Origin of the sequence: Scandinavium sp. (genome assembly GCF_051650185.1) — a bacterium.
In the GTDB taxonomy this organism is placed as follows: Bacteria; Pseudomonadota; Gammaproteobacteria; order Enterobacterales; family Enterobacteriaceae; genus Scandinavium.
Map to the genome: position 1 here is coordinate 1 of NZ_JBOFIN010000146.1, position 23,387 is coordinate 23,387.

Here is a 23,387-nt window from a genome sequence, read left to right on the forward strand (position 1 = left end):
CAAACTCGGTACGTAATGACATGGTATCTCTCGCATCCCAGGGCATAAGCGACTCCATAAACGGGTTCTTATGCCTTAGTTGTAAGTGTCTACCATGTCCCCGAACAAGTGTTCATGATGTCCCCGGACCGTACACCCACGGGGAGAGGGAGCAAACACTAAAACGCTTCCTGAAACGAAGCGTTTGCTGTTTACCTCGGGCAAAAAAAAAGCCAGCACCCGGCTGGCTATAAAAATAATACTGGAAGCAATGTGAGCAATGTCGTGCTTCAGGTTCTCCGTAGGGGTCTCCCTGAACGCATGGCAATAATAATCATTATCATTCGCACTTGTCTAGCAATTTTTAACAAAAAACAGCAGTTGACGAATTTTTGTGATTCAGAGAGGGTTAAAGGGAAAACACAACCCAAAGGAGAAGAGGAATGAGTGACATAGTGATACGCCATGTACAAGCTGCCGATGCTGAAGCTTTACATCAGATGCATACCCATCAGGGCGTCTATCACGACACGCTACAAATTCCTCATCCGTCCATGGACATGTGGCACGAACGCGTGATGCGCAAGCCCGGAAGACGGCAGCTAGTGGCCTGCATCGATGAGCGAGTGGTGGGTCATCTGGCGCTGGACGTAATGGAAAACCCACGTCGTAGCCATGTCGCAACCTTTGGGATCAGCATTGCGTCTGAATTCCAGAATCGCGGCGTGGGCAGCGCCCTGATGCGTGAGATGGTAAACCTGTGCGACAACTGGCTGCGTGTCGACAGAATCGAGCTGACGGTGTTTGTCGATAACCCACTGGCAATCGCGCTATACCGCAAGTTTGGTTTTGAAATTGAGGGCACGGGTAAGCACTACGCGCTGCGTAATGGCGAGTATGTGGATGCTTACTTTATGGCACGGATGAAATAGCTAACCCTCACCCCGGCCCTCTCCCTAAAAGGGAGAGGGAGAAAACCGCAACAACACCAGTCCCGCCTGCCCCATAGCGAAAATGGGAGAAAACCGGCGCAAATCAGTCCCCTCTCCTCTTTGAGGAGAGGGTTAGGGTGAGGAAAAAATCAATACCCCGCCGTCAAATCATCCACGGAACGCGGATCTGAAGCGCCATACAATGCGCCGTCCGGGCCGACCATAATACTTTGGGTGCTGCCCATCGCTTCTTTCACCGCGACTTTCTGCCCTTTCTGTTCCAGCAGCTTCAGCGTGTCCGGGCTAAATCCCTTCTCCACTCGCAGCTCGTCAGGCAGCCACTGGTGATGGAAGCGCGGAGCGTTAGTCGCTTCAGCCACATTCATGCCAAAGTCGATAGTATTGACCACCATCTGCAACACGGTGGTGATGATTCGGCTCCCGCCAGGGCTACCCGTCACCAGCCAGGTTTTGCCGTCTTTCACCACGATAGTGGGCGACATCGACGATAACGGGCGTTTGTTCGGCCCCACGGCGTTGGCATCACCGCCTACCAGACCATAAACGTTCGGCACGCCCGGCTTGGCAGAGAAATCATCCATCTCGTTGTTCATCAGAATGCCAGTGTTCCCCGCCACAATCCCTGTTCCGAACGTGGTGTTGAGGGTATAAGTCACCGCCACGGCGTTCCCGTCTTTATCCACGACAGAGAAATGCGTGGTCTGATTGCTTTCATACGGGGCCAGCTTACCCGGGCGAATTTCGCTCGACGGTTTGGCCTTGTTGACGTCAATCTCGCTGGCGATGGATTTGGCGTACGCCTTGCTGGTCAGCGCCTGCCACGGCACTTTCACAAAATCAGGGTCGCCGAGGTATTCCGAGCGATCGGCATAAGCGTGCTTCTCCGCTTCGGCCATGATTTGCATCGCATCGGCGCTGCCAAAACCGTATTTGTGCATATCGAAGTTCTCCAGAATATTGAGGATTTCAACGATATGAATGCCGCCAGACGAGGGAGGCGGCATGGAGAAGACCTGATAACCACGGTAACCCCCGCTGATGGGCGCGCGTTCGACGGCTTTGTAGTTCGCCAAATCCTCTTTGGTCATCAGCCCGCCGTTTTTCTTCATTTCCTCGGCAATCTGATCGGCAATGGACCCTTTATAGAACGCATCCGGGCCATTCTCAGCGATCATTTCCAGGCTCTTCGCCAGATTCGCCTGCACCAGTTTGTCGCCCTTTTTCAGCGGCTCACCGTTTTTCCAGAAGATAGCTTTGCTGTTCTCATGATTAGGGATCACTTCGCTGCCGTAGGTTTTCAGGTCATCGGCCAGCGCATCGTTCACCACAAAGCCCTCTTTCGCCAGCTTAATTGCCGGCCGCACGACTTTGTTGAGCGGCATTGTGCCGTACTCTTTCAACGCCAGTGAGAAACCGGCAACGGTGCCCGGCGTGCCGGAAGCCAGATGTGAAGTGAGGGATTTTTTGCTGTCAGGGTTGCCCTGATCGTCGAGGAACATGTCGCGAGTGGCCTGAGCGGGTGCCATTTCACGGAAATCGATCGCCGTCGTTTTTCCGTCTTTGGTGCGTAACAGCATAAAGCCGCCACCGCCAAGATTACCGGCCTGCGGGTGCGTGACCGCCAGCGCATAACCCACGGCCACCGCGGCATCCACCGCGTTTCCGCCCTCTTTCAGAATATCGACACCGACTTTCGTGGCCGTCGCATCCACCGAGGCCACCATGCCCTGTTGCGCACTAACGGGGTGGAAAACATCTTCTTCAACGCCGTAAGACACCGCCGGAGCGGGTGCGGAAGGGGTCGAAACGGGAGGAACCGAGACTGGCGGTGGCGTAGCCCCGACGGTGAAACAGCTTCCTGCCAGCAGAGCAGCCATCGCCGCCCCGCGCCAAAAACGAGTTTCAATCATTGTTCTTCTCCAGGTGAAAGGATTTATGCTCCCGCTTAAGCCTGGTTCACAATTCTTAAAAAATCATCGTGGTGCGCAAATGGAGGTAAACTTAAAGGAGCCCTCAAAAGGGGAGGAGGAAAGATGAAAAAGTTATTACTTATTGCGGCGCTGATGCCGTTTGCCGTACTTGCACAGCCGTTAAACCCGACCAACAACCCGAATCAGCCGGGGTATGTGATCCCCAGCCAGCAGCGGATGCAAAATCAGATGCAGAGCCAGCAGATCCAGCAAAAAGGGATGCTCAACCAGCAGTTGCAGACTCAGACGCAGCTTCAGCAACAGCATCTGAAAACGCAGCTGAACGACAATCAGCAACGGGTGATGAATTCCCAGCCGGGGGAGCAAATGCTGCCCAATACCAACGGCGGGATGTTGAGCGGCGGCAGTAGCGACAAAATGTTAAACAGTTCGTCGCAACAGCACATGCTGCCGCAGACGCAGAACGGCGACCTGCTGAGTACGCCGTCCAATCCGCAGCCGCTTTCCCGCTAATCACTAGCGGAAATCTGGCCCAATAGTATCAATCGCATCGGTACAGATGCAGTCCACGCCCCAGCTCAGCAGCTCTGCTGCACGCTGGGGTTTGTTGACGGTATACACCAGAATATGCAGCCCCGCCGCCTTCAGCATTTTCACCCGCGCTTCATCCAGCAGCTTGTGATACAGGTGAATCGACACGCAGCCTAAACGCGTCGTCAGCGCCTGCCAGTCATCTCGCCAGTCGTCCAGCAGCAGCCCGCGCGGCAGTTCAGGCGCAGCGTCCTGAGCGGCTTCCAGCGCATCAATCTCAAAGGAAGAAAGTAACGGCGGCGTCATGCCTTGCCACAGTTCGCGGGCAGCTAACGCAACAGTTTTGCCAGTCAGCGGGCCGGTGCCTGTGGTGGGCTTAATTTCAATATTCGCCATCATGCCATGCTGCCGACAACGCTCCGCCACTTGCGACAGCAGAGGCAGCGGCTCACCTTTAAACTCACTGCTGTACCAGCTGCCCGCATCCACTTTCAGCAGTTCATCCCAGCGCAATTCCCCTGCCACACCCCATCCGTTGCTGGTGCGCTCAAGGTTGTCGTCGTGGAGCAGGAAAATCTGCCCGTCTTTCGACAGCTTGGCGTCAAACTCGATCATCGTGTGACCGTAGCGGGCGCCGACGTCAATCGCCGCCAGGGTATTTTCCGGAGCCCGCTTGCCGCCGCCACGATGGGCGACAATGCGCGGGTAAGGCCAGTTACTCATACACGTTGTCCTGTTTCACCCTCAAACAGATGCAGATGATTTTCCGGCAAATGCAGCCACAGCGTGCTGCCCGCCTGCGGGCGCTGCTGATGCGGCAGACGCACCACCATTTTTTGCTCGCCCCAGCGGCCGTGCGCGAGGTTATCTGCACCCAAAATTTCCAGCGTATCCATCACCAGCGGTACGCCGCCTTCGGCCTGTGAGCTTAGCGCAATATGCTCCGGACGAATACCCAGCGTCATTCGCCTTCCGGCATAGCCGCGATGCTGCCAGTTCATCGGTAGCGCCATGCCGCTGGCCAGTTCAAAATGGGTGCCCGATGTGCTGACATGCCCGTCCAGCAGGTTCATCGCCGGGCTGCCGATAAAGCTCGCCACAAAGCGCGTGGCGGGCTTTTCGTAAACTTCTACCGGTGTGCCAATCTGCTCGGCAACGCCTTTGTTCATCACCATTACACGCTGAGCAAGCGTCATCGCCTCGACCTGATCGTGAGTCACGTACAGTGACGTGGTGTTCAGACGACGATGCAGTTGCTGAAGTTCGAGGCGCATCTGGACACGCAGTTTGGCATCAAGATTCGAGAGCGGTTCATCGAACAGAAACACCGCCGGGTCGCGCACAATCGCTCGGCCCATTGCCACACGCTGGCGCTGGCCGCCGGAAAGCTCACGCGGGCGACGTTTCAATAGCGCATCCAGTTCAAGAATGCGCGCCGCCTCTTTCACCTTCTCCGCAATATGCCCTTTGCCCATACCGCGGATTTTCAGGCCCCAGGCCATGTTCTCTTCCACGCTCATGTGCGGATAAAGCGCATAGTTCTGGAACACCATCGCGATGCCGCGCTCTTTGGGTTCCAGCTCCGTCACACGCTGTCGGTCAATCCAGATATCGCCGCTTGAGACGCGTTCCAGCCCGGCCACCATGCGCAGCAGCGTCGATTTCCCGCAGCCAGATGGCCCCACCATCACGATAAATTCACCGTCGGAAACATCCAGCGTCAGCGGCTGGATAACCTGGGTTTTGTTGTTGTCCCAGCTCTTGGTGACCGCCTGTAATTTCAGTCCTGCCATCTTATTTCTCACTGTCCACTAAACCACGCACGAACGCGCGCTGCATGGCTAAAACGATAATAACGGGCGGGATCAGCGTCAGCAGCATCGCCGCCATCACCTGATTCCACGCCGTGGTGCCTTCGCCGGTGGCGATCATCCCTTTGATCCCTGCAACCGCCGTACCGAGGTTCACATCAGTCACGATCAGCAGCGGCCACAGATACTGGTTCCAGCCGTAGATAAAGGTGATCACAAATAACGCGGCAAGGTTGGTTTTCGACAGCGGCAGCACGATGTCGCGGAAAAAGCGCATCGGCGAAGCGCCGTCAATGCGGGCCGCTTCCATCAGCTCATCCGGCAACGTCATGAAGAACTGACGAAACAGGAAGGTTGCCGTGGCCGAAGCCATCAGAGGAAGCGTCAGCCCGGTGTAGCTGTCGAGCAGTTTGAGGTTGGCGATCACTTCCACCGTCGGGAAAATACGCACTTCAACCGGCAGCATCAGGGTGATAAAAATCATCCAGAAGAAGAGGTTACGCAGCGGGAAGCGGAACCAGACGATGGCGAAAGCCGACAGCATCGACACCGCGATTTTGCCCACCGTGATGGTGAACGCCATGATGAAACTGTTGAGCAGCATCAGCCAGAACGGTGCGCTGTTTGCGCCCACGCCCTGCAACCAGATGGTTTTCAGGTTATCCAGCAGATGCGAACCCGGAATGAGCGTCATCGGCGTGGCGAAGACCGCTTTGTCGTCCAGCGTCGCCGCCACAAATGCGACGTACAGCGGGAAAAGGATCACCGCAATCCCGAGGATTAACATGATGTGGCTGAACCAGGTCAGCCCGCGACGATGTTCAATCATTGATAGCGCACCTTACTTTCAACGTAGCGGAACTGAACCACGGTCAGAATGATGACGAGCAGCATCAGCACCACCGACTGTGCAGCAGATGCCGACAGGTCGAGGCCCGCAAAGCCTTCGCGATAAATTTTGTAGATAAGTGTGGTGGTGGCCTGCACCGGACCGCCCGCCGTCGCCGCATCGATAACCGGGAAGGTGTCGAAAAAGGCGTACACCAGATTCACCACCAGCAGGAAAAAACTCACCGGGGCGATAAGCGGCAACGCAATCGCAAAGAAACGCCTCACCGGGCCAGCACCATCGATGGCGGCAGCTTCAACAAGTGAACGAGGAATGGATTGCAAAGCGGCGAAGAAGAACAGGAAGTTGTAGCTTATCTGCTTCCACACCGAGGCAAACACCACCAGGAACATTGCCTGTCCGCTGTTCTGCGCGTGGTTCCAGTTGTAGCCCACCAGCTCCAGCCAGTGCGTTATCAACCCACGCCCTGGGTTGAAGAGGAAAATCCACAACACCGCCGCAATCGCAGGCGCAACGGCGTACGGCAGCAGCATTAAGGTTTGATAGAGGCGGCTACCGCGTACCACATAATCGACCAGTGCGGCGAAGAACAGCGACACCAGCAGGCCGCTGATTGTCACCAGGCCGCTGAATTTCATGGTCGTCCAGAACGCGTCGAGGTAGTAGCTGCCATGGAACAGGGCGATGAAATTATCGAGCCCGACGAACTCGCTGGACAACCCGAACGGATCGACGCTTTGCAGCGAATACCACAGCGCTTCGCCCGCAGGCCAGATGAAGAAAATAACGGTAATGATCAGCTGTGGCGCAACCAGCGCGTAAGGCAGCCAGCGCGAGCGAAATACCGGACGGGATGATGACATTGCGATGATCTTTCCTGATTGGAGCAAAGTGCACGTTGCTCCCCCTCTCCCCGGCCCTCTCCCCCAAGGAGAGGGAGAAAAGAAATCCCCTCTCCCTTTGGGAGAGGGTTAGGGAGAGGGGAAAAACATTAAGACTTCGTTGATTTCTCAAAGCGACGCAGCAACTGATTGCCACGTTCTACAGCTGCATCCAGTGCCTGCTGTGGGGTTTTCTTGCCCGTCCACACCGATTCCAGCTCTTCATCCACAATGGTGCGGATTTGCGGCATGTTGCCCAGACGCAGACCTTTGGTGAACGGCAACGGCGGCTTGTTCAGCATCTGACGTGTGGCCGTATCTGCCCCTGGGTTCTTGTCATAGAAGCCCTGTTGGCGAGTCAGGTCATAGGCCGCTTTGGTGATCGGCAGATAACCCGTTTTCTGGTGCCACTCGGCAGCGATTTCCGGTTTGGTCAGGAAGTCGAGGAACTCGGCAACGCCCATATAGGTGTCTTTATCTTTGCCCTGCATCACCCACAGGCTGGCCCCGCCGATGATGGCGTTTTGCGGCGCGCCTTTAGCGTCAGCGTCGTATGGCATCATCCCTACGCCGTAATTGAATTTGGCGTACTGACGGATATCGGCCAGTGAGCCCGAAGACGCGGTGGTGATGGCGCAATCCCCGTTATAGAACTTCTCGGTAGATTCATCTTTACGCCCGAAGTAGCTGAAATCGCCCTTCTTGTTCAGCGCTTCGAGCATGGCGATGTGCTTCACCTGCTCCGGCTTGTTGAATTCCAGTACCGCATCGGTGCCGTCAAAGCCGTTGTTTTTGCTGGCGAACGGTAAGCCGTTCCAGGCGCTGAAGTTTTCCAGTTGGATCCAGCCCTGCCAGCCGCTGGCGTAACCGCACTTCATCCCTGCGGCTTTCAGTTTGGCGGTGTACTCCGCCAGATCCTGCCAGGTTTTCGGCGGCTGATCCGGGTTTAATCCGGCTTTTTTGAAAGCGTCTTTGTTGTAATACAGCACCGGCGTGGAGCTGTTAAACGGCTGGCTCAGCAGGTGCCCGGTTTTGGAGTCGGTGTAGTAACCCGACACCGTCGGCACAAACTGCGATTCATCAAACTTGATGCCCGCATCGTTAAACACTTCGTACACCGGCTTGATGGCTTTCGACGCCATCATGGTTGCGGTACCGACTTCATAGACCTGCAAAATAGCAGGCGCGTTGCCAGTACGGAAAGCCGCGATCCCTGCGGCCAGGCTCTGTTCGTAGTTGCCTTTGTAAATCGGCACAATTTTGTAGTCAGGGTGCGCGTCGTTGAAACGCTGTGCGAGGGAGTCAACTTCTTTGCCTAACTCCCCTTCCATGGAATGCCAGAAAGGTATGGTGGTGGCCGCCATCGCCTGAGAGGCAAATGCCAGACCCAGAGTGACAGCTAAAGCGGTGTGTCGTAACGATGTCATTCGGTTATCTCTCTTGTTATCTCGGATGCGCGAAATCACGCGTTTTATGCTCGCGAGGTAACATGACATGCGCGAATGACAGAAAAATAACCGGAACATGACGAAGCGGTGACAGCCAGGCTTCAGAGGGGTGATGATTCGATGACGCCAACGCGGTGCGGCTGGCGGTGTTTAACGACAGCGCGAGGGCTGATTACTCCCTCTGCCAGCGCTCAATATCGTTGTAATGACGATTCTCTTCTCGCCGTTGCTGCTCACGCTCGATATCCGTTTTGCTCTCCTCGAAGCCCGGGCACACCGACGGCTGAAAACCTTCGCAGGGATCGGCCTTCTCCTGCTCGCTGTTTTGCGGCGTCTGCCAGATTGACGGATCGCGCAGGTTGATGCTTTCTGCGATAGCGCTGCCCGCTGTCAGACTCATGGCAACCATGACGGGTAAATATGAACGTCTCATCCTGATCTCCTTGTCCATTTGCAACAAGGCCGGGTGGCGGCTTCGCCTTACCCGGCCTACGAATCGTGTTTGGTAGGCCCGGTAAGCATCGCGCCACCGGGCAAAAAACAACTCAGCCCCCTAAATACGCACTACGAACCGCTTCATTCGCCAGCAGCGCATCGCCGGTATCTTCCAGCACCACGTGGCCGTTTTCCAGCACGTAGCCACGGTCGGCAAGCTTCAGCGCCTGGTTGGCGTTCTGCTCGACGAGGAAGATGGTCATCCCTTCTTTGCGCAGCTGTTCGATGGTGTCGAAAATCTGCTGAATGATGATCGGCGCAAGCCCCAGCGAAGGTTCATCAAGCAGTAACAGACGCGGCTGGCTCATCAGCGCACGGCCGATCGCCAGCATCTGTTGCTCACCACCGGACATGGTGCCCGCACGCTGGATACGACGCTCCCACAGGCGCGGGAACAGCTCGTAGACCCACTTGATGCGTTCCTGATACTGGCTGCGGTCGGCAAAGAAACCGCCCATCGCCAGGTTTTCTTCCACCGTCATGCGGGAGAAAACGCGACGACCTTCCGGCACAATCGCCACCGCTTCACGCATGATTTTTGCGGTCTGCCAGTCGGTAATGTCTTTGCCATCAAAGGTCACGCGACCGCTGCTTGCACGCGGATCGCCGCACAGCGTGCCGAGCAGCGTGGTTTTACCCGCGCCGTTCGCACCAATAAGGGTGACGATTTCACCCTTATTGATATGCAGACTGACGTCATGCAGCGCCTGAATCTTGCCGTAGTGGGCACTTACCTTGTCAAAAGACAACATCACTTTTTCCATCTTATGCCTCACCAAGGTATGCGCGGATCACGTCCGGGTTGTTGCGGATCTCTTCCGGCGTGCCGTTTGCCAGCGGCGTGCCCTGATTCACGACATAGATGCGGTCGGAAATCCCCATCACCAGCTTCATATCATGTTCAATCAACAGGATGGTGGTGTTGTGGTGGCTACGCAGCTCAGCGATCAGTTCATCGAGCTCTTTGGTCTCTTTCGGGTTCAGCCCTGCCGCCGGCTCATCCAGCATCAGGATTTCCGGCTGCGTCACCATGCAGCGGGCGATTTCCAGACGACGCTGGTCGCCGTACGCCAGATTGCTCGCCTGACGGTTGGCATGTGTGAGCAGCCCAATACGTTCAAGCCAGGTGGCGGCCCTGTCCAGCGCTTCACTTTGCGCTTTGCGGAACGACGGGGTTTTCAGCAGGCCGGAGAACACGCCGGTTTTCAGCTGCTGATGCTGCGCCACCAGCAGGTTTTCAATCACCGTCATTTCACGGAACAGACGCACGTGCTGGAAAGTTCGCACCACGCCCATTTGAGCAATCTGCTGGCCTGGCATCCCTTCGAGATGCTTATCACGCAGCATGATGCTGCCGCCTGTCGGTTTGTAGAATCCCGTCAGGCAGTTGAACACCGTGGTTTTACCCGCGCCGTTCGGGCCAATCAGCGAGACGATTTCCTGAGGATGCAGTTCAAGATTGACGTTATTGACCGCCAGCAGGCCGCCAAAGTGCATCATCAGGCCGTTAACCGTTAACAATGGCTGACTCATGCCTGCTCTCCTTTGGTCTGTCCGTTTTTCAGTTTCAAATGCGGACGGGTCATCGGCAGCAGCCCTTGCGGACGCCAGATCATCATCAGAACCATCAGAGCACCCAGCATCAACATGCTGTATTCATTGAAATCACGCATCAGTTCGCGAGAAACCACCAGCAGAATGGCCGCCAGAATGACCGCAAACTGCGAGCCCATCCCGCCGAGCACGACTATCGCTAACACAAACGCCGATTCGGCGAAGGTGAAGGATTCCGGGCTGACAAAGCCCTGGCGTGCGGCGAACAGCGTCCCGGCGAAGCCTGCAAACGCGGCGCTGATGGTAAAGGCCGTCAGTTTGATGCGAGTTGGGTTCAGGCCCAAAGAACGGCAGGCAATTTCATCTTCACGCAATGCTTCCCAGGCGCGGCCCAGCGGCATGCGCAGCAGACGGTTGATCACAAACAGCGTCAGCACGACCAGCAGCAGCGCGACCAGGTAGAGGAAAATCACGCGGTCGTTCGGGTCATATTTCACGTGGAAGAAATTGCTGAAGGTGTCCCAGCCGCCTTCACGCGCGGTACGGCTGAACTCAAGACCAAACAGCGTCGGTTTAGGGATCTGGCTGATGCCGTTCGGCCCACCGGTGATTTCGGTGTTGTTGAGCAGCAGAATACGCACGATTTCACCGAAGCCGAGGGTCACAATCGCCAGATAGTCACCGCGCAGGCGTAACACCGGGAAGCCGAGCAGGAAACCGGCAGCCGCAGAAACCAGACCGGCTAACGGCAGACACGTCCAGAAACCGAGCCCGTAATAGTGGTTCAGCAGCGCAAAGGTGTACGCCCCAATCGCATAGAAGCCGCCATAACCCAGCACCAGAAGACCGGACAAGCCCACCACCACGTTCAGGCCGAGGCCCAGAATGATGTAGATCATCGTCAGCGTGGCAATATCGATGGTGCCGCGAGACACCATAAATGGCCATGCTACTGCGATCACCAGCAGCGCAATCAGGAACAGCTTTTGTTTAACGGTCGAACCGTCAATCGCAGGCAGCACAAACTTCGGCCCGCTGATGCTTTTCATGCCCTTCTGGAAAACAGGGCGCAGCATCTGGAAGAAGAAGACCACGGCGGTGCCGATGAAAATCCACTGCCAGCGGATATCCGCGGCGGTGTCGACCACCAGTTTGGTTCCGCTCAGCTCCAGCTGAACGCCCATGAAGACGCCCGCCAGCACGAAGAACATGGCGGCAGAGAGCAGCGCCATCGCAAAATGCATCGGTTTCATACTTTCTCTACCTCCGGACGACCCAGAATTCCGGTCGGCATCACCAGCAGCACCACAATCAGCAGCGCGAACGACACCACGTCTTTGTACTCAGTACTCAGGTAAGCAGAGGAAAGGGCTTCAGCGACGCCCAGAATCAGGCCGCCAATCATCGCACCAGGAATGCTGCCGATGCCGCCAAGAACCGCTGCGGTAAAGGCTTTCATCCCGGCCATAAAGCCGATGTATGGGTTGATTACGCCGTAGAACTGACCGAGCAGCACGCCCGCCACCGCCGCCATGGCCGCGCCAATCACGAAGGTCAGCGCAATCACACGGTCGGTGTTGATGCCGAGCAGGCTCGCCATCTTCAGGTCTTCCGCACACGCACGGCACGCACGGCCCATGCGGGAATAACGGATGAACAGCGTCAGCGCCAGCATCGCCACAAACGTCACAATCCAGATAACGAGCTGCATGGTGGTGATGCTGGCGGAGAAGTTCTCGCTGGCCCCCACAATCCATTGGCCGTTGAACAGACTTGGCAGCGCGATGTCGCGCGAGCCTTCGGTCAGGCTGACGTAGTTTTGCAGGAAAATGGACATCCCGATGGCGGAGATCAGCGCAATCAGACGCTTGGAGCTGCGCACCGGGCGATAAGCCACACGCTCAATACTCCAGCCGTAGGCGCTGGCAATCACAATCGCGCCAACGAACCCGGCGGCGACCAGCAGCCAGCTGGTGTCGATACCCATCATCATCAGGGCGGCGATGATCATGAACGACACGTAGCTGCCAATCATGTAGACCTCGCCGTGGGCGAAGTTGATCATCCCGATGATGCCGTACACCATGGTGTAGCCGATGGCGATCAGCGCATAGGTGCTTCCCAGCGTCACGCCGTTAAACATCTGCTGCAGGAAATAAAGGAACTGCTCTGACATAAAGTAACCTTTCTTATAACCGCCCGGCAGGTAAGCGGGCGGGGGATCTTATTATTTGGCGACGGTGGACGAGCCGTCCGCATGCCATTGGAAGACACCAAACTCAAATCCCTTCAGATCGCCTTTTTCATCCCAGTTCAGCGGCCCAATCACGGTTTTAGCCCCGTTAGCTTTCAAATCTTTAATTAACGCCTGCGGATCTTCGCTGCCGGTACGGTCCATGGCGGTCGCCAGAGACTGAACTGCGGCATAAGTGATCCACACGTACGGACCGCTCGGATCTTTCTTCTCGGCTTTCAGCGCATCAACGATACCTTTGTTGGCCGGATCCTGGTCATAACGTTTCGGCATCGTCACCAGCATGCCTTCGCCCGCTTTACCCGCGATGTTGGACAGCGAAGCGTTACCCACGCCTTCTGGCCCCATAAACTGGGTTTTCAGGCCAACAGAACGCGCCTGACGCAGGATCTGGCCCATTTCAGGGTAGTAACCGCCGTAGTACACGAAGTCGATATTTTCTTTCTGCAGACGAGCCACCAGCGCGGAGAAGTCTTTTTCACCGGCGGTGATGCCATCGAAGAACACTACATTGGCACCCGCTTTCTTCAGGTTGTCCTGGACGGAACGAGCCAGACCTTCGCCGTACTGCTGTTTGTCATGAATGATCGCGATGCGCTGCGGCTTCACTTTATCCAGAATGTATTTCGCCGCAGTTGGCCCCTGAGAGGAGTCCAGGCCCGCAGTACGCATGATGTACTGGTAGCCACGCTGGGTCAGCTCCGGGTTAGTCGCGCCTGGGGTGATCATCAAAATGCCTTCGTCTTCATAGATATCAGACGCGGGCTGAGTGGAGGAGGAGCACAGGTGGCCGATAACGTATTTGATGCCGTCGTTAACTACTTTGTTCGCCACCGCGACAGCCTGTTTCGGGTCGCAGGCATCGTCATATTCCACCGCGACCAGTTTGTCGCCTTTGATGCCGCCGTTGGCGTTGATGTCTTTGATAGCCTGACGCGCGCCGTTGAATTCCATGTCGCCCCACTGTGCAACCGGGCCGGACATCGCGCCAATCACCGCGACTTTAATATCTTTTGCTAATACCGAGTGCGACATCGCCAGTGCCACCATGCCCGCAATCAGTGTTTTTGCATTCCGTTTCATCGTTCCATCCCCGCTCGTGATGTAATTTGTATAAATTTTGTATTTATCTGGTTAAAAAGCATTCTGTACTTTTAATGCACAACGCTATTTTTACCAGTCTCTTTAATGGTTTAGCGATGTTTTTTGCCAAAAACCTGACTAAAATCTCTATTTTTCAGTCGATTAAGCAAAGATAATATTCTGTATTCAGGCAGAGTTAAACAAAAAAAACCGTCATTTTCAGCATAAAATAAGGGTACAAAGGACCGAATAAATCACTGCCCTTTAGGTTAAAATCCTGCTTATTTTTCGATCCATAACGCATTGCACTACTACCGAATGACGGAGAAAACGAATCCCCTGTCATTCAGCATAAAAATAGAAATCGGCGAACCGATAAATTCGATAAACTCGGGGAAAACTTTTTAACGGATAGCTTCACATGAAACTGACGATCATCAGGCTGACAACGCTCAGCGAGCAGGACATTATCGATCTCGGCAAAATCTGGCCGGAATACAGTGCGGCTTCTCTGCTGATGGACGAAGAGCACCGAATTTACGCCGCGCGTTTTAACGAAAGACTGCTGGGCGCTGTACGAGTGACGATTAAAGGCAATCAGGGTGCGCTGGATTCCCTGCGCATTCGCGAAATCACACGTCGACGCGGCGTGGGGCAATATCTCATCGAAGAAGTGCTGCGTAATAACGCAGAGATAACCCGTTGGTGGGTAGCGGATGTCGGGGTCGAAGACAGAAGCGCAATGAATGGGTTTATGCAGGCGTTAAGCTTTACTGCTCGTGAGAATGGGTGGGAGAAGCTTTAGCTACCACGGGTACGTGCGGTCTGATGCCCTCACCCCGCCCTCTCCCACGGGGAGAGGGTGCAAACACTAAAAAGGCAACCGGAGGTTGCCTTTTGCAGTTTATTTCGCGTCAGTCGCGGTGCCGTTCGCATGCCAGGTAAACACGCCGAACTCAAAGCCTTTCAGATCGCCTTTCTTATCCCAGGTCAGCGGACCCATGACGGTATCGACTTTGTTGGCTTTCAGCCATTCAGCAATTTTCGCCGGATCGTCGCTCTGGTTCAGACCAGCAGACAGTGACTGCAGTGCCGCATAGGTCGTCCACACGAACGCGCCGCTTGGATCCTGTTTCTTCGCCTTGATCGCATCTACAACAGGTTTGTTCGCAGGAACCTGATCGTAGTTCTTCGGCTTAGTCACCAGCAGACCTTCCGCAGAATCGCCAGCGATGTTAGACAGAGACACGTTCGCCACGCCTTCCGGGCCCATGAACTGGGTTTTCAGACCGGCTGCACGAGCCTGACGCAGGATCTGGCCCATTTCCGGGTGATAGCCACCGTAGTAAACGAAGTCGATGTTTTCTTTCTTCAGGCGCGCCACCAGCGTGGAGAAGTCTTTCTCGCCTGCGGTGATCCCGTCAAAGAACACCACGTTTGCTTTGCCTTTCAGCGCGTTCTGAACGGAGCGAGCCAGGCCTTCGCCGTACTGCTGTTTGTCATGCACAATCGCGATGCGCTTCGGCTTCACGGTGTTCAGAATGTATTTTGCTGCTGTTGGGCCCTGGTCGGAATCGAGGCCGGTGGTGCGCAGGATCAGGTTATAACCACGTGCGGTCAGCTCTGGCGCCGTGGCCGCTGGGGTGATCATCAGAATGCCTTCGTCTTCATAAATGTCAGACGCAGGCTGAGTGGAAGAGGAGCACAGGTGGCCAATAACGTATTTGATGCCATCGTTAACCACTTTGTTCGCCACTGCTACCGCTTGTTTCGGGTCGCAGGCATCGTCATATTTTACGATTGAGAGTTTTTCGCCTTTGATGCCGCCTTTGGCGTTAATGTCAGCGACAGCCTGTTCAGCCCCGGTGAACTCCTGATCGCCGTACTGCGCTACCGGGCCGGACATGGCACCGACAACGGCAACTTTGATATCAGCCTGTGCCATGGTGCTGAATGCCAAGGCAATACATCCTGCCAGCAACGCTTTACCCTTCATTTTCATCCTGAGATTCCCCATTGTGATGGTGGTTGATTTTGTTGTGATGTTGTTATGTGGCGCTTTATTTCATTATTCGGTCTGCCGCACGCGCTTTTACAGCATACTCTGCTAAAACATACCCGATTTTTTCTCTTTTGGAACCAGAAATTTGAGGGTTATGTAACAGAATCGTGACAAAAAAAAGGCGCTCCGAAGAGCGCCGAGCCATCAGTGGCTGAGGGAGTGTCGAATAATGTCCAGCGCCTTGCGGAACTGCGTTTCAGGAATGGTGAGAGGGTAAAGGAAACGGATCACATTGCCGTACACGCCGCAGCTCAGCAGCAGCAGACCTTCTTTCAGCGCCTTCTCCTGCACCTGTTTGGTGAATTCAGGGGACGGCGCGCCGGTCTGTGGATCGTTAAACTCAACGGCAACCATAGAGCCCTGAGCACGAACGTCGACGATGTAAGGACAATCGGCTTTGGCATTGTTCAGCACTTCAACCAGGTGGTGACCCAGTTCAGAAGCGCGCGAGCACAATTTTTCTTCGTCAATAATATCCAGCACGGCATGAGCGGATGCGACAGCCAGTGGGTTACCGGCATAAGTTCCGCCTAAACCACCCGGCGCAGGTGCATCCATTACGTCCGCACGACCCGCCACCGCTGAAAGCGGCATGCCACCTGCCAGGCTTTTTGCCATGGTCATCAGGTCTGGCTTAACATCATAGTGCTCCATCGCAAACAGTTTGCCGGTACGGGCGAAACCGGTCTGCACTTCGTCAGCAATCAGCAGAATGCCGTGGGTGTCGCACAGTTTACGCAGACCCTGCATGAAATCAGCCGGAGCCACGTTGAAGCCGCCTTCACCTTGTACAGGCTCAAGGATGATCGCCGCAACCTGATCCGGCGCGATATCCGCTTTGAAAATACGATCCAGACTTTTCAGCGCATCTTCAGTAGTCACACCGTGTGCGGCGTTAGGATACTGACCGTGATAAACAGAACCCGGGAACGGGCCAAAACCGATTTTGTACGGTGCCACTTTGCCAGTCAGCGCCATGGTCATAAAGGTACGGCCGTGGAAGCCGCCACCAAAGGTGATAAGCCCCGGACGTTTGGTGTAAGCGCGAGCAATTTTCACTGCGTTCTCAACCGCTTCCGCACCCGTAGAGAAGAAGGCGGTTTTCGCCGGGCCGTTCACCGGCACGCGAGCGTTGATGCGCTCTGCCAGCGACACATAGCTTTCGTAAGGCACGATTTGGTAGGCCGTGTGGGTGAATGCCTGAAGCTGCTTTTCAATCGCCGCGACAATTTTCGGATGACGATGGCCGGTGTTCAGCACGGCAATTCCTGCGGCGAAGTCGATAACTTCGTTACCTTCCACATCCCACAGAGTCGAGTTCTCTGCTTTTTCGGCGTAGAAGCCACACATGACGCCAATTCCACGCGGTGTCGCCTGTAAACGGCGCTGATTCAGTTCATTGTTTTTCATCGACCTTACCCCATCACAGATTCGTTTGTGTTAACAACTTTGAAACATGTGATAGTTTTACTGCCTGAGCGGTCCTATAATCGAGTACCAGTTTTGAATAATTGAGGGATCCAATTGCGTTCTTTAGTGTGCGATCTCCTGCAACTGCGTCTGGATGAACAGCCTGACGATAAATTGCACAGGAAACTGTATAACGCTGTCCGCCTGTCGATCCTCGACGGCAGCCTGCCGCCACAAAGCCGCCTGCCCCCTTCCCGCGATCTGGCAAGCCAACTGAAGCTGTCACGCAACACGGTGCTGACCGTGTATGAACAGCTGCTGGCAGAGGGCTATATCATCTCCCGATCCGGCAGCGGTACGTTTGTGGCCCAGACAGTGCCCGATGCGCTGCTTTTTGCAACGGGTACACAGGAAGATCCCGGCAGCGACGTGCGCTGCATTAGCTTTTCAGAACGTGGTCAGGCGTTGCTTGCACACAGTAGAGCCAGCCCGCGCCAGTGGGGCGCATTTCTGCCGGGCGTGCCAGACGTTAACGAGTTTCCCCACGTGCTGTTGCGTAAAATCCACACCCGAGTCAGCCGCAAACCGCAGGCGGTTCAGCTTTCTTACAGCCCTTCAGGCGGCAGCCATGCGCTACAACAGGCGTTGATGGAGTATCTGCGCGTGGCGCGTTCAGTACGCTGTACGCCAGACCAAATCCTGATCACCGAAGGGATTCATCAGGCCATCGATTTAGTCTCGAGGATGCTCTGCAACCCAGGCGACAGCGCATGGATTGAAGAGCCTGCCTACTGGGGGATTCGGAACGTATTGCAGATGAATGGCGTGCAGTTGCAGGCGGTGGATGTCGATCTCAGCGGCATGAATCCGCCGGAACCCGGCGACACGCCGCCAAGACTGATATTCGTCACGCCTTCACATCAATACCCTCTGGGTTGCGTGATGAGCCTGGAGCGCCGCCAGCGCCTGCTTGCGCTTGCACGTCAGACAGGAAGCTGGATTGTAGAAGATGATTACGACAGTGAATTTCGCTTCTCCGGCCAGCCGATCCCTGCCCTGCAAGGCCTGGTGGAAGATGCGCCAGTGATTTATATCGGCACGTTCAGTAAAACCATGTGGCCGGGCATGCGGCTTGGCTACGTCGTGCTGCCACGCCCTTTGGCGCAGGCATTGAGCACCGCTCACACCGAACTGTATCGCAGCGGGCGTCTGCTCGATCAGGAAGCGCTGGCGCTGTTTATCCGCGAAGGCCACTACACCGCGCATATTCGCCGGATGCGCCTGCTGTATGCGCGTCGTCGCCAGAAGCTCGCAGGGCTTATTACGGATTATCTGGGCAAAGAGGCCCTCAGCGAATTTAACGATAATGCCGGGCTTCATCTGGTGCTGAAACTGGATGCAGAGTGTGACGATGTGGCGCTGGCGAAAAAAGCCAATGAGAAAGGTGTGCTGGTGCGCCCGCTTTCCCGTTACTACCTGAATAAAGCCACACAGCGAGGGCTGTTAATGGGTTTTGCGGCGATGCGTGAGGAAGAGATGGAAGGCGCTTTTAAGGTGCTGGTGGGGTGTATAAAAAACGAAAGCCCCAGGTAAAAGCAAAACGGCTACCTTCAGGTAGCCGTTTTTAGTGTCTGCTCCCTCTCCCCGTGGGAGAGGGCCGGGGTGAGGGCATCAAGCCGCACAATCCGGCAAAACGATATCAGCCTATGTATGGCGGGTAAACGAAGTGCCACCCGGCAAAAACACTGTTTAGGCCTCAATCGCCATACGCAGTTTTTTCATCGCGTTCTTTTCAAGCTGACGCACACGTTCGGCGGAGACGCCATAACGATCGGCCAGTTCCTGCAGCGTGGACTTGTTGTCTTCGTCCAGCCAGCGGGCGCGGATGATGTCCTGACTACGTTCGTCCAGACCTTCCATTGCGTGCGTCAGTTTGTTGGCAGCCTGCTCTTCCCAGTTATCGTCCTCGATGCCATCGGCAAAGTTAGACGTTTTATCCTGCAGATAGAGCACAGGCGCGACGGAATGGCTTTCGGAATCATCATCGGACGACATATCAAATGCCATGTCCTGCGCGGACATTCGCGATTCCATTTCACGCACGTCTTTGCTGGAAACGCCCAGCTCACGTGCCACCATTTCGACTTCGTCCTGATTGAACCAGCCCAGACGCTGCTTGGTTTTACGCAGGTTAAAGAACAACTTACGCTGTGCTTTAGTGGTCGCGACTTTCACGATACGCCAGTTACGCAGAACGTATTCGTGGATCTCAGCCTTGATCCAGTGCACGGCAAATGACACCAGACGCACACCCACTTCAGGGTTGAAGCGACGTACGGCTTTCATCAGGCCGATGTTACCTTCCTGAATCAGGTCCGCCTGCGGCAGGCCGTAGCCCGAGTAGTTACGAGCAACATGAACAACAAAGCGCAGGTGAGACAGGATCAGCGTTTTCGCTGCTTCCAGATCGCCCTGGTAATGCAGCTTTTCCGCCAGCGCCCGTTCTTCATCAGCCGTCAACATCGGCCATGCGTTTGCCGCCCGGATGTAGGAATCCAGGTTGCCAACAGGGGCTAAAGCTAAAGTTTGCATATCTTTGGTCATTCAAATCCTCTCAATTCTTTCTCTTCTGCTGCTTCGTCCCTCTTAGAGGCAACAAGCATGCCAGAAATTTTGAGCAACGAGGTTAGCATTCACACTTTTATCAGACCGTGATGTTATCCACAAGTTCCATGCAATGCTGTGAATAGATTACGCACAAAATGTGACACCACGATGATGATACCGGGAGACAGGGAAAGCGGATGGGTTTTTGAAACTCTCCCTGCGAACAGGAACATGATGCAGCAGGGAGAGATTATATCAGAAATTTATTACTCTGGCGTAAAGTGGCGTAAATGTTGAACGGTCGCCAGCCACGCGGCTACCCAGCCAATCATTGAGCAGACAATCAGCATCAGCAGGCACTCATCCAGCCCTAAGCCACTGAGTTCAAACTGAGTACCAAACACCTTCGCGACTTCCGTCACCGCCGAAGACAAACGCAGCACCAGTATTTCAGACAGGATCAGCGACAGAAATGCCCCTGAGAAGCCTAATAAAGCCCCGCCATACAGGAACGGGCGCAGGATGAAACCATCTGTCGCACCAATCAGTTTCTGCACATTAATGGTGTCACGACGGGCGAAGATACTCAGACGCACGCTGTTGCCGATAACGAGGAACACCGCAGCGACCATCAACACACCGATCATCGCCGATACGCGGCCCACCAGCCCGGTAATAGAAGAGAGGCGCGCGAACCAGCTGTCGTCCATACGCACCTCATCCACGCCCTGAATGCGCGATACCCGGTCACGCAGGCTGTTGAGCGAATCCGTTCCCTGGAAATCCAGCTTGGGAATGACCACCGCTACAGCTGGCAGCGGGTTTTCTTCCAGCATATCGAGCGCACCGCCAAAGCCGGACCAGTTGCGGAATTCGCCCAGCGCTTCGTCACGTGACAGATAATTGACCTTATCCACGCCCTGCTCGGCCTGAAGCTGCCCCACCACTTTCGCGGCGGCATCATCATCAAGCGTTTTTTCCAGATAGACCGTGATTTGCGGCGACGGATAGTACTGCGACGCCGCAGTATTCACGTTCTTGTAAACCATGTAGCACACGCTAGGCAGCGTCAGGGAAATGGCGATCACCATCACCGTCAGGAACGTCGCAATCGGTTTACTTTTTAAGTCCTGCAACGCGCCGTGGAAGGCATAACGCACCTGTTCGTTGAACACGTTGGTTTTGCGGGAGTTCGGCTTCGGCGAGGATTTTGCGCGTTTCGGCGCATTGCTGCCGTTGTTAGCGCCGCCGCTCGCCGGGTTACGCAGCCGATCAAAACGGTTGCCGAACTGGCGAATCTGATTCATCGCTTCGCGTTTATTCACCGTAGCCTCCGTGCAAATGCCCGTCGCTGAGGGTCAGCATGCGGTACGAACGGCTGGAGATAAGCCCCAGATCGTGCGTCGCCATCAGCACCGTCACGCCAACTCGGTTGAACTCTTCAAACAGGCGCAGGATGCCTTCCGAAAGCGCTTCGTCGAGGTTACCGGTCGGTTCATCCGCTAGCAGCACTGCCGGTTTGTTGACCACCGCACGGGCGATACCCACACGCTGCTGTTCACCGCCGGAGAGTTGAATGGGGAGGTTTTTCGCTTTGTCGAGCAGCCCGACCTTATCCAGCGCCGCCGACACGCGACGACGGATGTCATCCCCGCTGGCGCCCGCGATGATCAGCGGGATAGCGACGTTATCGTAAACGGTCCGGTCCATCAGCAGGTGGTGATCCTGGAAAATCATGCCAATCTGACGACGCAGAAACGGCACTTCACGGTTTTTCAGGCGGCTGATGTCATGCCCGCTGAACCAGATTTTCCCGGTGCTTGGACGCTCGATACCGCAGATAAGCTTCAGCAGGGTACTTTTCCCCGCCCCGGAATGGCCGGTCAGAAAGGCCATCTCGCCCGGCTGCAGCTGGAAGTTAATCCCCTGCAGCGCTTGTCTCCCACCGAGATAGGCTTTGCTGACTTGTTCAAAGCGAATCATTGTTAATCCTCTCGGGCAAAAAGTGCCTCAATAAAATCGTCCGATTTGAAGGGACGCAAGTCTTCGATACGTTCGCCGACGCCAATGTAGCGGATCGGAATGCCGAACTGATCGGCCACCGAGAAGATAACGCCACCCTTGGCGGTCCCGTCCAGTTTAGTCAAGGTAATGCCGGTCAGCCCAACGGCTTCATGGAACAGCTTCGCCTGGCTGATGGCGTTCTGCCCGGTGCTGGCATCAATCGTCAGCATGATTTCGTGCGGCGCGTCTTCGTCCAGTTTTTTCATCACGCGGACGATTTTCTTCAGCTCTTCCATCAGGTGCGATTTGTTCTGCAAACGCCCTGCGGTATCGGCAATCAGCACATCCACGTTGCGCGCTTTCGCGGCCTGAATCGCATCGAAAATCACGGAAGCGGAATCTGCGCCGGTGTGCTGAGCAATCACCGGAATGTCGTTGCGCTGGCCCCAAACCTGAAGCTGTTCAACGGCTGCCGCACGGAAGGTATCCCCCGCCGCCAGCATCACGGATTTGCCCTGCTGCTCAAACTGACGTGCCAGCTTCCCGATGGTCGTGGTTTTACCCACCCCGTTGACGCCAACCATCAGGATAACAAACGGGGTTTTGCCTTCAATATTAAGCGGCTCGTCCACTTTTGCGAGGATTTCGCTCATCTCATCTTTCAGCAGACCGTAAAGGGCTTCGGCATCACGCAATTGCTTACGGCTCGCGCCTTCGGTCAGATTAGCGATGATTTTACGCGTAGTTTCCACGCCGACGTCGGCAATCAGCAGCTGTTCTTCCAGCTCTTCAAACAGATCATCATCAATTTTCTTGCCGCGGAACAGGCTGATAAATCCGGAACCGAGATTTTCTTTGGTTTTCAGAAGACTGCGTTTGAGACGCGCGAAGAAACCTTCTTTCGTCGGTTTTTCTTGCTCCTGAAGTGGCGCTTCCACAGCCTCTTCTTCTGGCGCATCGACAGCGCTCTCAGCCGCCAGCGCCTGGGCTTCCAGCTCTTCGTCGGTCAGTTCGTCTGCTTCGACAATCTCTTCTTCAGCCACAGGCTGATGCGCCGCCACGACTTCTTCTTCAATGACGGCGACAGGTTCTTCTTCGACGATCTCTTCCGGCAGCGGCAGCGCTTCGTGTTCCACTTCTGCCTTCGGCTCGTCGATAACGACAGGCTCTTCAACCGGTGCTGGAATTTCAGCGACAGGTTCCGGCTCGATTACGGGCTGCGGTTTTTCGCTTTCGATGACATCTTCGGTCACGTCGACTACGTCATCGGCGAACGCTTTACTCTCTTCGATGCTGTGTGCGGACGTGTCTGCTTCAGGCTCAGCAATCTGCTCCGCTACCTCTTCAACAACAGGCTCGACGGGCGTTTGCTCAACGTCTGTCAGTTGCTGTTCGGCTTCCTGCTGCGGCTGTTCCTGCTCTTTCTGACCAAAACCCAGCCAGGAGAAAAAGCCTTTCTTTTTGTTTTTTGCCATCGGCGACCACACTCTTCGCTGTTGACTCCCGGCACCGCGTCACCGCTATGTACATGGAA

At 55.3% G+C, this 23,387-nt stretch carries 22 protein-coding genes; 4 read left to right on the plus strand and 18 right to left on the minus strand.

What is annotated here, in order from left to right:
- The first annotated feature begins 422 nt into the window (after positions 1-422).
- A complete protein-coding gene (gene yhhY, locus ACRCWW_RS20045) occupies positions 423-911 on the plus strand; it encodes an N-acetyltransferase (protein ID WP_438683957.1) in 489 nt (162 codons plus the stop codon).
- A gap of 149 nt (positions 912-1,060) precedes the next feature.
- Here the strand turns inward: yhhY and ggt are convergent, their stop codons facing one another.
- On the minus strand, positions 1,061-2,842 hold the full coding sequence (ggt, locus tag ACRCWW_RS20050; protein ID WP_438683958.1) for a gamma-glutamyltransferase: 1,782 nt from the start codon (positions 2,840-2,842) through the stop codon (positions 1,061-1,063).
- A gap of 123 nt (positions 2,843-2,965) precedes the next feature.
- Between ggt and ACRCWW_RS20055 the strand changes: the two genes are divergently transcribed.
- Positions 2,966-3,376 (plus strand): DUF2756 family protein, encoded by a 411-nt coding sequence (locus ACRCWW_RS20055; RefSeq protein ID WP_438683959.1) that lies wholly within the window; start codon positions 2,966-2,968, stop codon positions 3,374-3,376.
- Between the two features lie 3 nt (positions 3,377-3,379).
- Here ACRCWW_RS20055 and ugpQ read toward each other — a convergent pair whose 3' ends face one another.
- The 11 genes from ugpQ to livK form a co-directional block, all read right to left on the minus strand.
- Complete coding sequence (gene ugpQ / locus ACRCWW_RS20060) at positions 3,380-4,117, minus strand: glycerophosphodiester phosphodiesterase (protein ID WP_438683960.1); 738 nt, start codon at positions 4,115-4,117, stop codon at positions 3,380-3,382.
- Positions 4,114-5,187, minus strand: coding sequence for a sn-glycerol-3-phosphate import ATP-binding protein UgpC (locus tag ACRCWW_RS20065; RefSeq protein ID WP_438683961.1), 1,074 nt, complete (start codon positions 5,185-5,187; stop codon positions 4,114-4,116). Before ACRCWW_RS20065 ends, ugpQ begins: the two co-directional genes overlap by 4 nt.
- A gap of 1 nt (position 5,188) precedes the next feature.
- Positions 5,189-6,034, minus strand: coding sequence for a sn-glycerol-3-phosphate ABC transporter permease UgpE (ugpE, locus tag ACRCWW_RS20070; protein ID WP_438683962.1), 846 nt, complete (start codon positions 6,032-6,034; stop codon positions 5,189-5,191).
- A complete protein-coding gene (gene ugpA / locus ACRCWW_RS20075; protein ID WP_438683963.1) occupies positions 6,031-6,918 on the minus strand; it encodes a sn-glycerol-3-phosphate ABC transporter permease UgpA in 888 nt (295 codons plus the stop codon). Before ugpA ends, ugpE begins: the two co-directional genes overlap by 4 nt.
- A gap of 128 nt (positions 6,919-7,046) precedes the next feature.
- The gene (gene ugpB / locus ACRCWW_RS20080) at positions 7,047-8,363 is read right to left on the minus strand and encodes a sn-glycerol-3-phosphate ABC transporter substrate-binding protein UgpB (protein ID WP_438683964.1); all 1,317 of its coding nucleotides are present in this window, start codon (positions 8,361-8,363) and stop codon (positions 7,047-7,049) included.
- A 193-nt stretch (positions 8,364-8,556) separates the two neighbouring features.
- Positions 8,557-8,817 carry a hypothetical protein gene (locus tag ACRCWW_RS20085; RefSeq protein WP_438683965.1) on the minus strand — a complete coding sequence of 87 codons (261 nt, stop codon included), beginning with the start codon at positions 8,815-8,817 and terminating at the stop codon, positions 8,557-8,559.
- 112 nt (positions 8,818-8,929) lie between these two features.
- Positions 8,930-9,643, minus strand: a complete 714-nt coding sequence (gene livF / locus ACRCWW_RS20090) for a high-affinity branched-chain amino acid ABC transporter ATP-binding protein LivF (RefSeq protein ID WP_438683966.1) — start codon at positions 9,641-9,643, stop codon at positions 8,930-8,932.
- Position 9,644: 1 nt separating this feature from the next.
- Positions 9,645-10,412: a high-affinity branched-chain amino acid ABC transporter ATP-binding protein LivG gene (livG, locus tag ACRCWW_RS20095; RefSeq protein ID WP_438683967.1), complete on the minus strand. Its 768-nt coding sequence runs from the start codon at positions 10,410-10,412 to the stop codon at positions 9,645-9,647.
- Positions 10,409-11,686, minus strand: coding sequence for a high-affinity branched-chain amino acid ABC transporter permease LivM (locus ACRCWW_RS20100; RefSeq protein ID WP_438683968.1), 1,278 nt, complete (start codon positions 11,684-11,686; stop codon positions 10,409-10,411). The genes livG and ACRCWW_RS20100 overlap by 4 nt, the downstream gene beginning before the upstream one ends.
- Positions 11,683-12,609: a high-affinity branched-chain amino acid ABC transporter permease LivH gene (livH, locus tag ACRCWW_RS20105; RefSeq protein WP_438683969.1), complete on the minus strand. Its 927-nt coding sequence runs from the start codon at positions 12,607-12,609 to the stop codon at positions 11,683-11,685. Before livH ends, ACRCWW_RS20100 begins: the two co-directional genes overlap by 4 nt.
- A 51-nt stretch (positions 12,610-12,660) precedes the next feature.
- Complete coding sequence (livK, locus tag ACRCWW_RS20110) at positions 12,661-13,770, minus strand: high-affinity branched-chain amino acid ABC transporter substrate-binding protein LivK (RefSeq protein WP_438683970.1); 1,110 nt, start codon at positions 13,768-13,770, stop codon at positions 12,661-12,663.
- Positions 13,771-14,191: 421 nt separating this feature from the next.
- Between livK and panM the strand changes: the two genes are divergently transcribed.
- A complete protein-coding gene (panM, locus tag ACRCWW_RS20115; protein WP_438683971.1) occupies positions 14,192-14,575 on the plus strand; it encodes an aspartate 1-decarboxylase autocleavage activator PanM in 384 nt (127 codons plus the stop codon).
- Positions 14,576-14,674: 99 nt separating this feature from the next.
- Here panM and ACRCWW_RS20120 read toward each other — a convergent pair whose 3' ends face one another.
- A complete protein-coding gene (locus ACRCWW_RS20120; RefSeq protein WP_438683972.1) occupies positions 14,675-15,772 on the minus strand; it encodes a branched-chain amino acid ABC transporter substrate-binding protein in 1,098 nt (365 codons plus the stop codon).
- Between the two features lie 204 nt (positions 15,773-15,976).
- A complete protein-coding gene (locus ACRCWW_RS20125; RefSeq protein ID WP_438683973.1) occupies positions 15,977-17,242 on the minus strand; it encodes a 4-aminobutyrate--2-oxoglutarate transaminase in 1,266 nt (421 codons plus the stop codon).
- 114 nt (positions 17,243-17,356) lie between these two features.
- Between ACRCWW_RS20125 and ACRCWW_RS20130 the strand changes: the two genes are divergently transcribed.
- Complete coding sequence (locus ACRCWW_RS20130; protein ID WP_438683974.1) at positions 17,357-18,835, plus strand: PLP-dependent aminotransferase family protein; 1,479 nt, start codon at positions 17,357-17,359, stop codon at positions 18,833-18,835.
- 156 nt (positions 18,836-18,991) lie between these two features.
- Here ACRCWW_RS20130 and rpoH read toward each other — a convergent pair whose 3' ends face one another.
- The 4 genes from rpoH to ftsY form a co-directional block, all read right to left on the minus strand.
- Entirely contained in the window at positions 18,992-19,846 is an 855-nt protein-coding gene (gene rpoH, locus ACRCWW_RS20135; protein WP_438683975.1) for an RNA polymerase sigma factor RpoH, read from the minus strand.
- Between the two features lie 269 nt (positions 19,847-20,115).
- Positions 20,116-21,174, minus strand: a complete 1,059-nt coding sequence (gene ftsX, locus ACRCWW_RS20140; RefSeq protein ID WP_438683976.1) for a permease-like cell division protein FtsX — start codon at positions 21,172-21,174, stop codon at positions 20,116-20,118.
- A complete protein-coding gene (gene ftsE / locus ACRCWW_RS20145; RefSeq protein ID WP_330984149.1) occupies positions 21,167-21,832 on the minus strand; it encodes a cell division ATP-binding protein FtsE in 666 nt (221 codons plus the stop codon). Before ftsE ends, ftsX begins: the two co-directional genes overlap by 8 nt.
- Positions 21,833-21,834: 2 nt before the next feature.
- Complete coding sequence (ftsY, locus tag ACRCWW_RS20150; protein ID WP_438683977.1) at positions 21,835-23,328, minus strand: signal recognition particle-docking protein FtsY; 1,494 nt, start codon at positions 23,326-23,328, stop codon at positions 21,835-21,837.
- Between the last annotated feature and the right edge of the window lie 59 nt (positions 23,329-23,387).

Coding starts and splice junctions, on each gene's coding strand:
- ACRCWW_RS20085 (WP_438683965.1), bottom strand. CDS start 8,817: ATGAGACGTTCATATTTACCCGTCATGGTTGCCATGAGTCTGACAGCG.
- yhhY (WP_438683957.1), top strand. CDS start 423: ATGAGTGACATAGTGATACGCCATGTACAAGCTGCCGATGCTGAAGCT.
- rpoH (WP_438683975.1), bottom strand. CDS start 19,846: ATGACCAAAGATATGCAAACTTTAGCTTTAGCCCCTGTTGGCAACCTG.
- livG (WP_438683967.1), bottom strand. CDS start 10,412: ATGAGTCAGCCATTGTTAACGGTTAACGGCCTGATGATGCACTTTGGC.
- livK (WP_438683970.1), bottom strand. CDS start 13,770: ATGAAACGGAATGCAAAAACACTGATTGCGGGCATGGTGGCACTGGCG.
- ACRCWW_RS20065 (WP_438683961.1), bottom strand. CDS start 5,187: ATGGCAGGACTGAAATTACAGGCGGTCACCAAGAGCTGGGACAACAAC.
- ugpQ (WP_438683960.1), bottom strand. CDS start 4,117: ATGAGTAACTGGCCTTACCCGCGCATTGTCGCCCATCGTGGCGGCGGC.
- ugpA (WP_438683963.1), bottom strand. CDS start 6,918: ATGTCATCATCCCGTCCGGTATTTCGCTCGCGCTGGCTGCCTTACGCG.
- ACRCWW_RS20120 (WP_438683972.1), bottom strand. CDS start 15,772: ATGAAAATGAAGGGTAAAGCGTTGCTGGCAGGATGTATTGCCTTGGCA.
- ACRCWW_RS20055 (WP_438683959.1), top strand. CDS start 2,966: ATGAAAAAGTTATTACTTATTGCGGCGCTGATGCCGTTTGCCGTACTT.
- livH (WP_438683969.1), bottom strand. CDS start 12,609: ATGTCAGAGCAGTTCCTTTATTTCCTGCAGCAGATGTTTAACGGCGTG.
- ggt (WP_438683958.1), bottom strand. CDS start 2,842: ATGATTGAAACTCGTTTTTGGCGCGGGGCGGCGATGGCTGCTCTGCTG.
- ugpE (WP_438683962.1), bottom strand. CDS start 6,034: ATGATTGAACATCGTCGCGGGCTGACCTGGTTCAGCCACATCATGTTA.
- ACRCWW_RS20100 (WP_438683968.1), bottom strand. CDS start 11,686: ATGAAACCGATGCATTTTGCGATGGCGCTGCTCTCTGCCGCCATGTTC.
- ugpB (WP_438683964.1), bottom strand. CDS start 8,363: ATGACATCGTTACGACACACCGCTTTAGCTGTCACTCTGGGTCTGGCA.
- panM (WP_438683971.1), top strand. CDS start 14,192: ATGAAACTGACGATCATCAGGCTGACAACGCTCAGCGAGCAGGACATT.
- ACRCWW_RS20125 (WP_438683973.1), bottom strand. CDS start 17,242: ATGAAAAACAATGAACTGAATCAGCGCCGTTTACAGGCGACACCGCGT.
- ftsY (WP_438683977.1), bottom strand. CDS start 23,328: ATGGCAAAAAACAAAAAGAAAGGCTTTTTCTCCTGGCTGGGTTTTGGT.
- ftsE (WP_330984149.1), bottom strand. CDS start 21,832: ATGATTCGCTTTGAACAAGTCAGCAAAGCCTATCTCGGTGGGAGACAA.
- livF (WP_438683966.1), bottom strand. CDS start 9,643: ATGGAAAAAGTGATGTTGTCTTTTGACAAGGTAAGTGCCCACTACGGC.